Origin of the sequence: Agrobacterium sp. T29, from assembly GCF_006970545.1 — a bacterium.
Lineage (GTDB): Bacteria > Pseudomonadota > Alphaproteobacteria > Rhizobiales > Rhizobiaceae > Agrobacterium > Agrobacterium leguminum.
The window spans coordinates 1,510,719-1,524,145 of sequence record NZ_CP040641.1 but is presented as its reverse complement, the minus strand read 5'-3'; the positions used below and the strand labels follow the sequence as shown (position 1 = coordinate 1,524,145).

The following is a 13,427-nucleotide window of genomic DNA, read 5'->3' as shown; positions in this document are numbered from 1 at the left end:
CGATAGGTGAGCAGGGGCATTCATTGTCGATCATTACGCAGCGCGGCAATCTGGCGGAAATCGTTGTTGCAAAGCTCAACGAGCGCATCGACTCAGGCCTTTATTCCGCAGGAGAAAAGATACCATCCAGCGCCCAGCTTTGCGAGGAGTTCGGCGTATCGCGCACGGTCATTCGCGAAGCGCTTATGTCACTCAAAGTTTCCGGCAGGGTCATAGCACGCCAGGGCGCAGGCGTGTTTGTCACAGACAAAGACGCAAAGACACTGAATTTTGAGATCAGCCGAATAGAAGACATTCGTTCAGCAATGCAGATTCTCGAATTGCGGCTTGGCGTCGAAATGCAGGCGGCAGCTCTCGCTGCAACGCGCCGAACTCCGGAGGCGCTGGCAGAGATCGCACGGGCCTACGATCACCTCGAAGCGCTTGAAACTGAAAACACTGAAATCGAGGCTCGCGCCGATTTCGAATTCCACCTTGCGATTGCGCGGGCCACACGCAATCCGCACTTTCCAAGCTTTCTGGAAGCGGTGATGGAGAATATCAACTTCGAACTGGTGTTCAAACATCGCCAGTCATCGCGCGCCTACCAGACCTATCTCAAAAAAATCAACAAAGAGCACGCGTCCATATTGTCCGCCATCACTCAGGGCGACGCCAAAGGCGCCAAGAATGCAATCGCAGCCCATCTTGAGGAAAGCCTCAATCGATATCGTGCATTGCTGGACGAGCCGGCAAGCAGCGAAGCTGCGGAGTAATGGGGCGAGGCGTGTTTCTGGATAGCCAAACCAAAGAGGACTGGGTCAAAGAACGACTCGGCCAACTCGAGGCCGCGAAGCTCTTGCCCGGCTCGAGAGACTGACGGAAAACTTACTGGCCAAAAGTATCGAAGGCGAAGAGCATCCCTAGAAACGGCAGCAAATCTTTTGTGCGACGCAGCCCCGCGAGCCGTTGAGGGCCGAGTTCATTGCAGGGAGATCGAACGCTCGCCGGATAGATACAGCGTCATACAAAGTTTGAGTTGACCCTCCTGGACGGTGAGGCGACACTTGAAAGCCGAAACAGGGGGGGAAACGATGGACAAGCCACAACGATGGCGCCATATGGCAAGCGCGCCGAAAAACGGAGATCGGATTCTCATCACGATACGGTCGTCCGAACAAGGGCCGTCCCAGGTAGACCTTGCGTATTGGTCGAAGGGCGACCAGTACGGTTCAGAAGGCTGGCGTGCCTCGGACTCTTCGCCGGGGCGGATCATTGAATACGCAGAGCCGGAGTTGAAGTGCTGGATGCCCATGCCCTCAGCCAATATCGACGGCCTTACGATGCCCGCTCCCTGGGAAGGCGAGGACGCCCGGGAGCTTGATGGGTCTGGGATCTGAGGTTTCCTCTGACAGGTCCTCGGCCACGGACATCCATGGCATCAGAACGAAAGCATTGCTTCCCGCCATACGTGCCGAATAATGTCGGCCTGCCTTCCGCGAAGCGTATCGTCGCCATAGACGGTCTTGAGGATATGCAAGGGATCAACGGTCACGGCGGTTTTTATCTGAAGTGGAATGATTGTGCATCATCACGGTTTTGGGATCGATGGCAATGCCGAAGATGGAGTTGGCCACAGCAGTAGCTAGGGTCATTGATGTTGCGAGCAACAACATCGAATGCAAAAAAGGGCTCCGCGTTGTTTCGGAGCCCTTTGATGGTTTTTATATTTGGTTGCGGGGCCCTGAGTCCACGGAGACTTGTAATTTTCAGACGGATAGGATGCCGCTAAAATGACTTCTATTTTGCGCGAATAACAAGGGCGGTTGGCCTCTATTCCTGCTGTCGAACTCGTTTCGATGCGATACCTATCCATTCATAAAGGATGCCCTGGTCCAGTTTCGAAAAGCGCGCTCGATGTTTTAACCACTCCAGCGAGTCACCAGGATTACAACGGGCATAGTCCTCCCGAATAAGTGCCTCACAATCTTCGCGAAGCCCTAGGTCAGACGGTTCGATCTGGAGCATCAGGCCGTTCGCCGACAGATGCAGCCCCGGTTGCTCGGTCCCGCTCATCGCCGACCTCCGACTTCGTCGATATGAAGCAGGAGATCTGCCGGATCGTCATAGACACGTATTGCACCCGCGTCTCTCAGCTCTTCCTTGCCATAGCCGCCGCTTAGCAGGCCGACCCCGAGCGCCCGCGCACGAACCGCTGCAAGCATGTCCCAGATGCTATCGCCTACAACCACCGCTTTACCGATATCGACGCCATGCGCGTCTGCTGCGGCAAGGAATAAATCGGGATCGGGCTTGGCATACTTGACCATATCCCGAGTGATGACGGGAAACGACGACGTGTCCACTCCAAGCGCAGCAATGTTTACTGATGCCGTCTCCATCCGGCCACTGGTCGCAATTGCAAATGGAATTCCGGCGTCAGCCAGCCAGCGCAAAAGTTCGCTGGCGCCTGGAAGGGGATGAATTTTGGAGCCCAACCGGCGATATGCCTCCGTATGGCGATGTCTCAGTCGCTCGTTTAGCGCGTCCGTAATCTCAATTCCGGTCTCACGAAGCAACTGATTGGTGAACAGTCCTCCGCTCATTCCGATCTTTCGATGAATCCGCCAGACGGAAAGATCGATCCCCTCCTCATCGAGAGCCTCCTTCCAGGCGAGAACGTGCTGATAGACGCTGTCGACCAACGTGCCATCCAAGTCAAAAAGAAAAGCATGATCTATCCGCATCGTAGTTCTCCCTACAGGTTTTCGCGCCGTTAGGCAGCAAATTGTATGAAGCAATGCCTATGCCAATGTTCCGGGTCCGAAAAATCAGCTAGTTATCAATCTAGCCATGACGGCAACGGACAAAGTGTCCAAAATTTCGTGGCAAAATGTCCTGCCGGACCGTCCCCCGATTTTGACGAAATATTTGATTTTACTGTTTTATTGTGCTGAGCTTCATTCATGAAGTCGTCGTTCTATATACTCCATACTTAAAATCGAGCGCCTCGATGCGATTGAAGCGGGGATTGAATGAAGCTCAGCTATGAACTGCTGCTTGCCAGTGCCGAATGGATCGTGCGCCTGGGCGCGCTTATTGTTATCCCGCAACGGCGCTCCCCCTCCTCTGCCCGGGCATGGCTGCTTCTGATTTTCTTTCTGCCGATCCCAGGGCTCATTCTGTTTCTGGCAATCGGAAACGACCGCTTCCCGAAATGGAGACGGGCACGGTTTCAGTCCCTGCGACCATTCTTCGAGGCGACGGCAGATAGCTTGAAGCCCTTTCAGGCATTTCTTGACGCAAGGCAGCCTGTTGCTGAACTCGCAACCGCTCTTGGGCGATTTCCCGCCACAGATGGAAACAGGATTGAGTTGATCGACGACTATGACGGCGTGATCGACAGGCTTGTTGAAGATATCGATGCATCGACGTCAACGGTGCATCTACTGGTCTATATCTTTGCCGATGACGTCGTTGGCCAGAAAATTGCCGACGCGCTTGGTCGCGCGAGGGCACGTGGGGTCGATGTAAAGGTTATGTTCGATCCGGTCGGATCGCACCATTGGCGACGCGGCACGCTGCGGATGCTTCATGCACAAGGCGTTTCGGTGCGTGAGGCCCTTCCGTTGCACTTCATCAGGTTCCGTTCTCGTGGCGACATGCGCAATCATCGCAAGCTATTCGTCATCGATGGTCAAATCGGTTATGCGGGTTCACAGAATCTGGTTGCGAAAGATTTCCGCAAAGGGATTACCAATCATGAGTTGGTCGTACGGGTGCAGGGGCCGGTTGTCGCGGTGATGGATGCGGTTGTCAAAGGCGACTGGAGCATTGAGACAGGAGAGCCTGCAACAGCCGGGAGCGTTCGCCCCCAACAAGCCGGGTCTGCGCAGGCGCAACTCCTGCTGAGTGGAGAGGATTATCGGCTGGAGGGCTTTGAATCCCTGCTGGTCTGGCAAATCCATCAGGCGCGCGAGCGCATCGTTCTGGTGACACCGTACTTCATTCCGGATGAGGATATCCTTGGCGCCTTGCGGACAGCCGTCGTCCGTGGCGTGCCTGTCGACATTGTCCTATCGAAGGTGATCGATCAGCGTTTAGTCAGGCTATCACAGTGCTCTTACTATGAGGATCTGCTGGGTGCCGGCGTGAAGATCCATCTTTATCGCGACTATTTATTGCACGCGAAGAACGTCGGTATCGACGACAATCTTGCAATCGTGGGATCGAGCAATGTCGATCTGCGCTCATTCCAGTTGAACGAAGAAGTCAGTCTGTTGCTATACGACGCCGATTCAATCCAGCGTGTCGACGCGATCCAGCGGAAGTATATGGAAAGCGCAGATACTCTCGATCTCGACACATGGAGAAAACGGCCACGATTGCGCAAAGTTGGCGAAAATGCAGCCCGGATGGTCAACTCGCTTTTTTAGTAACGGCCTGCGCCACCGGCCCTTACCAAGACACGGTGTGCGGCCCCGCTGCGCAGGCTGAAACTTTGTAATGCGAGCCAACTATCGATCCTGATCACGCGCCTCGGCTATGGTCTTGTCGATCAGGCCTTCATGGTGTCGAATGAAGTCGTCGCGGGTCATCCCGGAAGCCTTCCAGGCTTCCTGAAGGTTGGAATCCCTGTCTAGCCATTGATTGCGGACCTGATGATCAAGTTTATGACGCCGGGCGTCCTGTGATCCATGTGATGCTCTGTCATGATCCTTGGACATTCTTTAGTCCTCCAAATTCGTTGAACGATTTTACCCACCGCTTCCGCGATGCCGTGTTCTGTCGAGAATCGCGGCTCGGTTGTGAAAACCGGTGATCGATCCCAAAGAAATAAGTCCTGACTTCCGGATCGCTCACCGGCCTGCCGATAGACGCCAACCGCCTGATATGGAATTGACACGCGGCCGGGCTTCTCGTAGACAGGTCAGGGTGCGTTAATCCCAGTTGGCCTCCTTCGCCCACTTGTCGACCTCTTTTCGAACCTCCTCCTTGTCGAGCCCGTAGAGATCCTGGAGCTTGCCTTCCAACCGCTCACGGTCACCATCGATGATATCGATGTCATTGTCGGTAAGCTTGCCCCAGGTTGCCTTGATTGCACCTTTTGCAGCCTTCCAATTTCCCTCAATACGATCCCAATTCATTTTCGACTCCTTGAGTTTCGCTTCGGTATCAAAGCCTCCGATACGGTCGATCCAAAGATCAAAAGCTTTGTAGCGACACGGAAGCAACCGACGTGCCATTTCGGAAAATCTCATGAAATCAGATCGTTAATTCCATGTTCCGTTCGATGAAGGACAAATTATCGAAGTCAGCGCGGCCAAGTTGTCCTAATGACCCGTTGAGAGGTTGAATGCCGTGAACTTGAGATAGCCGAAAGTCGCTCGTCACAGAAACAGCCGTGCATCATCCCTGTTGTATTTAGGTGCGTCCGAAAGGGTTGGACAAAAAGTCCGAGCCACACGGCATCATTGCAAATTTTCAGGCTATCTTATTGATTTCAATATTTTTATTTTACTGGTATGTTTTTTGCTTCGTTGTCTCAGTGAAGAATTGAGCGGGCTGCAGAAGGCGATTGCGCAGAAAGCGCTCGCCCACATTCTGTCGAGTCACCAGGAGAAGGCAGGGATCAAAATGAGCGAAACTCTTACTCTCGATGACCATCAGGCAATTCGTGAATGGGCCGCCGCCCGAGCGGGTAACCCGGCCTTCATTTCAACGTCAGACGATAGCGCTCCTGTTCTGCGGATCGTATTCGAACCGGAGTATTTTGCCGATGTCGAACGTCCCCTGGATGCCGGAGGCCTGGAAGTTGTTGAATGGGACGACTGGTTCCGTGTCTTCGACGAGGAGAAGCTCGTCATGCTGGTCTCAAAGGAGCGCCCGGGGAAACTGGACAATTACCATCAGATTCTCAAGGCCTGATCTTTATTAGTTAAGCGCATGTCAGACCTTGTACCACCACACGCCAGCAAGCGCAGAATGGAATCGATGATCGATCCTTTCGGGCGCACGATCACCTATCTCAGGGTATCAGTTACGAATCGCTGTGACTTTCGCTGCACGTATTGCATGGCGGAGCATATGACTTTCCTCCCCAAGAAGGACCTCTTGACGCTGGAGGAACTGGAGCGCCTATGTTCCGCTTTCGTAGACAAGGGGGTGCGCAAACTTCGACTGACGGGCGGAGAACCTCTGGTACGGAAGAACATCATGCAACTGATCCAGCGACTATCGCGCCACCTGCAGTCTGGTGCGCTGGATGAATTGACACTGACAACCAACGGTTCGCAACTCGCGCGCTTTGCAGATGAGCTTGCCGATTGTGGCATCCGGCGGATCAATGTATCGCTCGACACCCTCAACCCGGAAAAGTTTCGGGCAATTACCCGTTGGGGCGAGCTCGCCCGAGTTCTCGAGGGACTTGATGCCGCAAGGCGGGCGGGTATCCGCGTCAAAATCAATACAGTTGCGTTGAAAGACTTCAACGAGGCGGAAATTCCCGATCTGGTCCGCTGGGCGCATGGTCAGGGCATGGATCTCACCCTCATCGAGACCATGCCGCTAGGGGAAATCGAATTCGACCGTACCGATCAATATCTGTCGCTCTCGCAGGTGCGTGAAGACCTGTCGTCAAGGTTCACACTGACAGACGCGTCGTATCGAACGGGAGGTCCAGCTCGCTATGTGGCTGTCGCCGAAACCGGAGGAAGGCTTGGTTTCATTACACCAATGAGCCACAATTTCTGTGAAAGCTGTAACCGCGTCCGCCTGACCTGCACAGGCATGCTTTATATGTGCCTTGGGCAGAACGATGAGGCAGATTTGCGAAAGGCACTGCGCCAAAGCAATGGCGAACTGGATCTGGGCCGGGCCATCGACGAGGCGATTGCGCGTAAACCCAAAGGACACGATTTCATCATCGATCGCGACCACAATCGCCCCGCTTTAGCGCGCCATATGAGCCTTACAGGTGGTTGAAAATTCCCTCACGCTTCGCCTAGCGTAGTTGGCGTAATACGACGGAGCCGAACAGACGTCGCATCGTGACGGCAATCACCAGTGCCAGAACCGCAAGCAGGAGCTGGCCAGCTGTGACGCCGGCGACATCATAACGCCAGATCTGAATTGCGGTTTCGAGATATGGAACCAGCACGTCACGCATGTCGATTTCACGGCCTATAACGTGAAGGAGTGATCATTCTTATGGAAACGTCGATCATGAAGGCTTTATCCAACCAGCCAGTATCGGATGGCGACCGTCACCAGGCCGAGCGCCGCAACGCTCACGGCCCAGATCAAAAACATCCATCCAAGGCGTTTCCAGATCGATGAGATTTCAGCTTGCATCAGTGATAACCATGCACGCCAGCCTTGCCGCGGAAAACCCAATAGGCCCAGGCGGTGTAGATCAGGATTATCGGAATGATGATCATGGCTCCGACAAGCATGAACCATTGGCTCTCAGGTGGCGCCGCCGCCTCCCAGATGGTGACCGATCGCGGCACGATATAAGGATAGATGCTGATCCCAAGGCCGGCCGCGCCGAGCAGGAACAGGGCGAGCGCCATGACGAAAGGCACCCGCTCCATTCCGCGTGCCAGGCTCCAGAAAAAAACGGCAGCCGAAATGATCACCAGCAGCGGCACCTGTGCCGTGACGAGCACGCCCGGGAATGCAAACCAGCGCCGCCAATAATCGTAAGTCAGAAAGGGCGTGGCAACGCTCACCGCGGCAAGAGCGGCAAGTGTTGCGATAGCAAGCCAGAACGCCAATCGACGCGCATGATGCAGGCTTGTGTTTTCCGTCTTCCAGACCAGCCACGATGCTCCCAGCAGAGCATATCCTATCACCAAGGCAATACCGGTGAGAAGGCTGAAGGGACTGAGCCAATCGAGCCAGCCTCCTGCATAGGCATGGTTCTCGACGTGAATACCCTGCAGGATGGCACCCAGCATGATACCCTGCGACAGGGCAGCGACCAGCGAGCCAAGGGAAAAGGCCGCATCCCAGAACGCCCGGTGACGCGGGTGACGCCAACGGAATTCGAATGCCACTCCCCGAAACACCAATCCGAGAAGCATTGCGATGATCAATGGATAGGTCGCCGGAAGGATAATTGCGTATGCAAGTGGAAAGGCTGCAAACAATGCGCCACCGCCGAGCACGAGCCACGTCTCGTTGCCATCCCAAACGGGTGCAATCGAATTCATGGCCTGATCGCGCTCATCGCCGACGCCGAACGAGGGAAACAAAATGCCGATCCCAAGGTCGAAACCGTCCATCACCACATAGGCGAAGACCGCGAAGCCGATGATCACGGCCCAGACAATGGTGAGATCCAGAGATGCAATCATGTTCAGTCCTCCAGAGGAAGCGATGCACCCAGGCCTGGAGCGGGCGTCAGACCGGCGGCGCGTTGTGGCACATTGGCCGGCTCGCTTTCGTGTGGCTCCGGCGGTTTAGCCATAAGCCTGAGCAGATAAAATATGCCGGATCCAAATGCGAAAAAGTACACGATCACAAAAGCCAGAAGCGAGACCGCGATGGCCGGGGCTGCAAGCGGTGAATGCGATTCCGCCGTCCGCAGCAATCCATAGACGGTGAAAGGCTGACGCCCCACTTCAGTCGTGATCCATCCCGCAATAACCGCGACAAATCCCGCAGGGCCCATGCACACGGTAGCCCGATGCAACCACACCCACTCGTAGAGCTTTCGCCTGTAGCGGGCGAGCAGGCTCCACAAACCGATGCCGAGCATCGCAAAGCCGAGTGCGACCATGATCCGGAACGACCAGAAGATGATCGGCGCGGGCGGCCACTGGTCCCGAGGAAAATCTTTCAACCCCTGCATCGGCGCAAAGGGATCATGTTTGAGGATCAGCGATCCGAGATGCGGTATGGCGACCTCGTATCGTACCCTTGCCTCTTCATTGCTCGGCAGACCGAAGAGGATCAGCGGCGCGCCCTCGGCATGTGCCTCATAATGCCCTTCCATGGCGAGGACCTTGGCAGGCTGGTGCTCCAACGTATTGAGCCCGTGAGCGTCACCGGCAAAGATCTGGATCGGCGTAACGATCGCCGCCATCCACATCGCCATTGAGAACATCTTCCGCGCTCCGAGATTGGAACGGTCCTTGAGCAGATGCCATGCTCCGACACCACCAACAACAAATGCCGTTGTCAGATAAGCTGCGAGGACGGTGTGAACGAGGCGGTAGGGGAAACTCGGATTGAAGATGATCGCCATCCACGAACCACCCGGCACGAATTGCCCATCGGCATTGATCGCAAATCCGGTCGGCGTATGCATCCAACTGTTAACCGAGAGAATCCAGGTCGCCGAAATGAGCGTTCCAAGCGCCACCATGCAGGTGGCGAAAAAATGCAACCCTTTCCCGACCTTGCTGATGCCGAACAGCATCACCCCAAGAAATCCGGCTTCGAGGAAGAAGGCGGTAAGCACCTCATAGGCCATCAGCGGGCCGATGACAGGCCCTGCCTTGTGAGAGAACACCGACCAGTTGGTGCCGAACTGGTAGGACATGACGACGCCCGAAACGACACCCATGCCGAACACGACGGCGAAGATTTTCAGCCAGTAGCGATACAGATTGGCATAGACACCGTCGCCCGTCCGCAACCACAATGCCTCGAGCACCATCAGAAAGCTGGCCAGACCGATCGAAAAGGCGGGAAAGATGAAATGAAATGAAACGGTGAAAGCGAACTGTGCTCTCGCCAGAATTACCGGATCCAGGTTCTCAAGCACCGTTCCGTCTCCTTTGCTGAGATCGGTTGAACTGACCTAATCTGATGTCTGCGATGTTGCTCTATGCCGCCAGAACCCTGACAGGAATCGATTTTGCCGCCGGCGTGCCGCTGATCTTGTCGTAATATTCGAGCGGAAGAAGCGGGTTCAGTTCGGGATAATATCCGGCAACCGAACCGCGCGGCATTGGATAGTCAAGGACCGTCAGCCCGTCGACCCGACGCTGTAAACCATCATCCGTGATCGTTTCGATGGAGATGCGCGCGCCGGCTTCCAACTTGCGTTCCTTGCGGTCGTCCTCATTCATGAAGAGCACCATGCGGTCATTGTAAACGCCGCGGTAGCGGTCGTTGTAGCTGTAGATCGTCGTGTTGAACTGATCGTGCGAGCGCACCGTAGCAAGCCTCAGCATCGCAGGATCGGCGACAGGCGCATTGACCTCAAGGCCGGGCAATAACAGGAAGTTCGCCTTGCCATTCGGCGTCAGCCAAACAAGTCGCCTTGGCGCAACATCGAGATGAAAACCCTTGGGATTTTTGATGCGCTCCGAAAAATCGGAGTAGAGTTCTGGATAGACGGCTGCGATCTTGTCACGGATCAGGTTATAGTCGTGGATATAGGTCTCCCAAGGCACCTTACTATCGGGAAGCGTCGCCATCGCCATGCGACAGACGATTTCCACTTCCGGCTTCAGATGCTCGCTAGCTGGCCTTAGTACGCCACGTGAGGCGCTCACGTTCGACATGGAGTCCTCGATGGTTACGAACTGCTCGCCGGCCGACGTGTGTATCCATTCCGATCTGGCAACCACGGGGAGGATTAGCGCATCCTTGCCATGCACGAGGTGGCCACGGTTGAGCTTGGTGGTAATGCCGACAGTGAGTGCAAGCTTGCTCATTGCCGCATAGGATCGCTCCGTGTCCGGGATCGCACGAACGAAGTTACCGCCCATGCCGATAAAGACTTTGGCGGTGCCGTTCTCCATCGCCTCGACAGATTCGACCGCATGATGCCCGTGCTCGCGGGGTGGCTCGAACCCGAACACATCCCGGACCTTATCGAGATAGCGCTGTGTTGGCTTTTCATCGATCCCCACCGTACGGTCGCCCTGAACGTTGGAGTGTCCTCTTATCGGCGAGATGCCTGCTCCAGGCTTGCCATAGTTTCCCTTCAGTAAAAGCAGGTTTGAGACCTGCTGCACCAGGCGTGACCCATCCTGATGTTGAGTGATACCCATGCCGTAGCAGATCATCGTCGCGTTCGAGCGAATGTAGATCTCGGCACAGCGGCGGATCTGGTCCTCCTCCAGGCCCGACGCCTTCACGAGTTCGGGCCAATCATGGGTCATGACCTCATCGCGAATATCATCGAGACCAACAGTATGTTTCGCAATGAAATCATGGTCGAGGATCGTTTCCCCCTTCGCCTCGCGCTCGAACATCACCCGCATGATGCCTTTCAGGAAGGCGAGATCACCGCCGATCTTCATATGGACGAATTCGCTGGCGATCGGCGTGGAGCCGAATGTCGCCATCTGGATCATGTCCTGGGGTTCAGTGAAGCGTATAAGCGCGCGTTCAGGCATGGGATTGACGGCCACGATCGGAACGCCGCGTTTGCGGGCTTCAACCAGGTTCGTCATCATCCGCGGTGAATTCGTGCCGGTGTTCTGCCCAATCACGAAGATCGCCTCGGCATGCTCGAAGTCTTCGAGGACCACCGTCCCTTTCCCGACACCGATTGCAGGCGGCAGACCGCGGCTCGTCGGTTCATGGCACATGTTGGAACAGTCCGGGAAATTGTTGGTGCCGAATTCCCGGATAAAGATGGCGTAGAGGAAGGCCGCCTCGTTCGGCGTCCGGCCAGACGTGTAGAATTCCGCCTGATGGGGGCTTTCCAACGCCCTCAAATGTTTGCCGATCAGCGCAAAGGCGCTGTCCCAGTCGCAGGGCACGTATTTGTCCGTGGCGGCATCGTAACGCATCGGCTCGGTCAAACGCCCCTGCATCTCCAGCCAATAGTCGGACTGCTCCATGAGTTCGGAGACGGTGTGCTTGGCGAAGAATTCCCGCGTGACCCTGAATTTGGTTGCTTCATGCGCCAGCGCCTTTGCGCCGTTTTCGCAAAATTCGAGCGTCTTCTTGCAGTCAGCGTCCGGGAACGCACAGCTTGGACACTTGAAGCCACCAGGCTGGTTCATCGCCAGCAACGCTCGCGACCCCTTCGTCACGACACTTTGCTCCAGCAGGACCTTGGCGGTTGCAGCAGCAGCGCCCCATCCTCCGGCCGGATGATTGTATGTTTTGTATTCCGCTCTTTTGTCAGCCATGGCCCACACTCCACAAGTGCTATTCCCACGACAGTAAAGCACGTTATGTCATTGTTTTCCATGGACAATATGTCCATCAGAGGCGGACAGTCTGTCCGTTCCCCACATCGCAAACCCTGCTAACTCATTGACAATCATCAATATCCGAAGTGGTACGGCACTTGCAGAGGAGTTCTGGGTCATGTGGGTGACACGCAGTCATGTCCGACAGCCCACCTGTTTCGCGTGGATTTCATTCCGTGCCGAGCGTTGTTCCAGATTGAAGTTTGCTAGGACAAAACATGATCGTCCGTGAAACACCGAACCTGTTGCGTCTCTTCCTCGAGATTCGAGGATCGGTCATACGGCGGATTTATCCGCGTGTGCTCATCGTGATGTTCATGTCAGCCGTCGTGGTCTGGGCTCACACCCATCACCCCAATCTTATTCCGCTGGTGGATGGCGCGCCCTTTTATCTGATCGGCCTCACCCTCTCCATCTTTCTCGGGTTTCGCAACAATGCCTGTTATGACCGCTGGTGGGAGGGACGAAAGCTATGGGGTCACCTTTTCGCCTATAGTCGCGACCTCGCGCGTCAGACCAAATTGCTGCTGCAATACGGCGATCAGGCTGCCAAGGAACGTGACCGTCTGATCAGGTTGAATATCGTTCTGGTCGAGGATCTGGTACGCCACCTTCGCTATGGCGACAGGCTGGGAGAAAACGTCGAGACTCTGCTGTCCAGGGACGAACGTCTGACGCTTCTCAAATCCTTCAACGCACCCAACTATGTCATTCAACTGATGGGGGACTGTCTTGCCGGCATGTCGGCAAAGGGTTACATCACCGATATCGAGTTCGGCATTCTTGACCGCACAATTTGTCAAATGAACGAGGTGATCGCTGGCTGCGAACGCCTGAGGAATACCCCTGTACCTTATGGCTACACGCTTCTGCTTCACAGGACCGCTTATCTTTTCTGTTTTCTCCTGCCGTTCGGACTAGCCAACATGCTCGGCCCTATCACACCGTTTGCCGCAGGCGTCATCGCCTACACGTTTTTCGGCCTCGATGCGCTCGGTGACGAGTTGGAGATGCCCTTTGGGACGAGGCCCAACGCGCTGCCGATCGCGGCAATATCCAAATCGATCGAGATCACGTTACGCGAAGCCCTCGGAGAGGAAAATCTCCCGGAGATGCCGGTACCCGTAAAATCGATCCTTCTTTGAAGGTTTTCAGGATAGCGGACCGCGGAAGTGCGATGCGACTACGCACTCCGAGATCACGACGGGTGAAAAATCGCTCTGAGCTGCGGCGGAACACGACGTGACGTATCAACCAGGAATGACGCATTTCTCTCTTTAC

15 protein-coding genes are annotated in these 13,427 nt (G+C 55.4%); 6 read left to right on the top strand and 9 right to left on the bottom strand.

Going from position 1 to position 13,427, the window contains the following annotated elements; genetic code table 11:
• The first annotated feature begins 23 nt into the window (after positions 1-23).
• Entirely contained in the window at positions 24-755 is a 732-nt protein-coding gene (locus FGF54_RS22095) for a FadR/GntR family transcriptional regulator (protein WP_142781139.1), read from the top strand.
• A gap of 318 nt (positions 756-1,073) precedes the next feature.
• On the top strand, positions 1,074-1,379 hold the full coding sequence (locus tag FGF54_RS22090; protein WP_080853777.1) for a hypothetical protein: 306 nt from the start codon (positions 1,074-1,076) through the stop codon (positions 1,377-1,379).
• 433 nt (positions 1,380-1,812) lie between these two features.
• Here the strand turns inward: FGF54_RS22090 and FGF54_RS22085 are convergent, their stop codons facing one another.
• Positions 1,813-2,055 (bottom strand): hypothetical protein, encoded by a 243-nt coding sequence (locus FGF54_RS22085; protein WP_246667016.1) that lies wholly within the window; start codon positions 2,053-2,055, stop codon positions 1,813-1,815.
• A complete protein-coding gene (locus FGF54_RS22080) occupies positions 2,052-2,726 on the bottom strand; it encodes an HAD family phosphatase (protein WP_142781138.1) in 675 nt (224 codons plus the stop codon). The genes FGF54_RS22085 and FGF54_RS22080 overlap by 4 nt, the downstream gene beginning before the upstream one ends.
• A gap of 288 nt (positions 2,727-3,014) precedes the next feature.
• Between FGF54_RS22080 and cls the strand changes: the two genes are divergently transcribed.
• Positions 3,015-4,415, top strand: coding sequence for a cardiolipin synthase (gene cls, locus FGF54_RS22075; RefSeq protein ID WP_142781137.1), 1,401 nt, complete (start codon positions 3,015-3,017; stop codon positions 4,413-4,415).
• Between the two features lie 81 nt (positions 4,416-4,496).
• Here cls and FGF54_RS22070 read toward each other — a convergent pair whose 3' ends face one another.
• Complete coding sequence (locus FGF54_RS22070; RefSeq protein WP_142781136.1) at positions 4,497-4,706, bottom strand: hypothetical protein; 210 nt, start codon at positions 4,704-4,706, stop codon at positions 4,497-4,499.
• A gap of 213 nt (positions 4,707-4,919) precedes the next feature.
• On the bottom strand, positions 4,920-5,126 hold the full coding sequence (locus tag FGF54_RS22065; RefSeq protein ID WP_142781616.1) for a CsbD family protein: 207 nt from the start codon (positions 5,124-5,126) through the stop codon (positions 4,920-4,922).
• Positions 5,127-5,535: 409 nt separating this feature from the next.
• On the opposite strand from FGF54_RS22065, the gene FGF54_RS22060 reads away from it, so the two are divergent.
• Positions 5,536-5,907, top strand: a complete 372-nt coding sequence (locus tag FGF54_RS22060) for a hypothetical protein (protein WP_246667015.1) — start codon at positions 5,536-5,538, stop codon at positions 5,905-5,907.
• Positions 5,908-5,973: 66 nt separating this feature from the next.
• Entirely contained in the window at positions 5,974-6,963 is a 990-nt protein-coding gene (gene moaA, locus FGF54_RS22055; protein WP_246667033.1) for a GTP 3',8-cyclase MoaA, read from the top strand.
• Positions 6,964-6,982: 19 nt separating this feature from the next.
• On the opposite strand, the gene FGF54_RS27370 is transcribed toward moaA, so the two are convergent.
• From FGF54_RS27370 to FGF54_RS22035, 5 genes are all read right to left on the bottom strand, one after another.
• Positions 6,983-7,147, bottom strand: coding sequence for a hypothetical protein (locus FGF54_RS27370; protein ID WP_168208213.1), 165 nt, complete (start codon positions 7,145-7,147; stop codon positions 6,983-6,985).
• A 65-nt stretch (positions 7,148-7,212) separates the two neighbouring features.
• Positions 7,213-7,332, bottom strand: a complete 120-nt coding sequence (locus tag FGF54_RS22050; RefSeq protein ID WP_142781134.1) for a DUF2474 family protein — start codon at positions 7,330-7,332, stop codon at positions 7,213-7,215.
• A complete protein-coding gene (gene cydB, locus FGF54_RS22045) occupies positions 7,332-8,339 on the bottom strand; it encodes a cytochrome d ubiquinol oxidase subunit II (RefSeq protein ID WP_059757566.1) in 1,008 nt (335 codons plus the stop codon). The genes FGF54_RS22050 and cydB overlap by 1 nt, the downstream gene beginning before the upstream one ends.
• Before the next feature lie 2 nt (positions 8,340-8,341).
• The gene (locus FGF54_RS22040) at positions 8,342-9,754 is read right to left on the bottom strand and encodes a cytochrome ubiquinol oxidase subunit I (RefSeq protein ID WP_059757568.1); all 1,413 of its coding nucleotides are present in this window, start codon (positions 9,752-9,754) and stop codon (positions 8,342-8,344) included.
• Between the two features lie 61 nt (positions 9,755-9,815).
• Positions 9,816-12,083 (bottom strand): FdhF/YdeP family oxidoreductase, encoded by a 2,268-nt coding sequence (locus tag FGF54_RS22035; RefSeq protein WP_059757571.1) that lies wholly within the window; start codon positions 12,081-12,083, stop codon positions 9,816-9,818.
• Between the two features lie 281 nt (positions 12,084-12,364).
• On the opposite strand from FGF54_RS22035, the gene FGF54_RS22030 reads away from it, so the two are divergent.
• On the top strand, positions 12,365-13,291 hold the full coding sequence (locus tag FGF54_RS22030) for a bestrophin family protein (RefSeq protein ID WP_142781133.1): 927 nt from the start codon (positions 12,365-12,367) through the stop codon (positions 13,289-13,291).
• Positions 13,292-13,427: the final 136 nt, after the last annotated feature.

Excerpts from the sequence above, each read along its gene's own strand:
- FGF54_RS22035 (WP_059757571.1), bottom strand. The coding sequence starts at position 12,083 with ATGGCTGACAAAAGAGCGGAATACAAAACATACAATCATCCGGCCGGA.
- FGF54_RS22090 (WP_080853777.1), top strand. The coding sequence starts at position 1,074 with ATGGACAAGCCACAACGATGGCGCCATATGGCAAGCGCGCCGAAAAAC.
- FGF54_RS22065 (WP_142781616.1), bottom strand. The coding sequence starts at position 5,126 with ATGAATTGGGATCGTATTGAGGGAAATTGGAAGGCTGCAAAAGGTGCA.
- cls (WP_142781137.1), top strand. The coding sequence starts at position 3,015 with ATGAAGCTCAGCTATGAACTGCTGCTTGCCAGTGCCGAATGGATCGTG.
- cydB (WP_059757566.1), bottom strand. The coding sequence starts at position 8,339 with ATGATTGCATCTCTGGATCTCACCATTGTCTGGGCCGTGATCATCGGC.
- FGF54_RS22070 (WP_142781136.1), bottom strand. The coding sequence starts at position 4,706 with ATGTCCAAGGATCATGACAGAGCATCACATGGATCACAGGACGCCCGG.
- FGF54_RS22080 (WP_142781138.1), bottom strand. The coding sequence starts at position 2,726 with ATGCGGATAGATCATGCTTTTCTTTTTGACTTGGATGGCACGTTGGTC.
- moaA (WP_246667033.1), top strand. The coding sequence starts at position 5,974 with ATGATCGATCCTTTCGGGCGCACGATCACCTATCTCAGGGTATCAGTT.
- FGF54_RS22030 (WP_142781133.1), top strand. The coding sequence starts at position 12,365 with ATGATCGTCCGTGAAACACCGAACCTGTTGCGTCTCTTCCTCGAGATT.
- FGF54_RS27370 (WP_168208213.1), bottom strand. The coding sequence starts at position 7,147 with ATGCGTGACGTGCTGGTTCCATATCTCGAAACCGCAATTCAGATCTGG.
- FGF54_RS22050 (WP_142781134.1), bottom strand. The coding sequence starts at position 7,332 with ATGCAAGCTGAAATCTCATCGATCTGGAAACGCCTTGGATGGATGTTT.
- FGF54_RS22085 (WP_246667016.1), bottom strand. The coding sequence starts at position 2,055 with ATGAGCGGGACCGAGCAACCGGGGCTGCATCTGTCGGCGAACGGCCTG.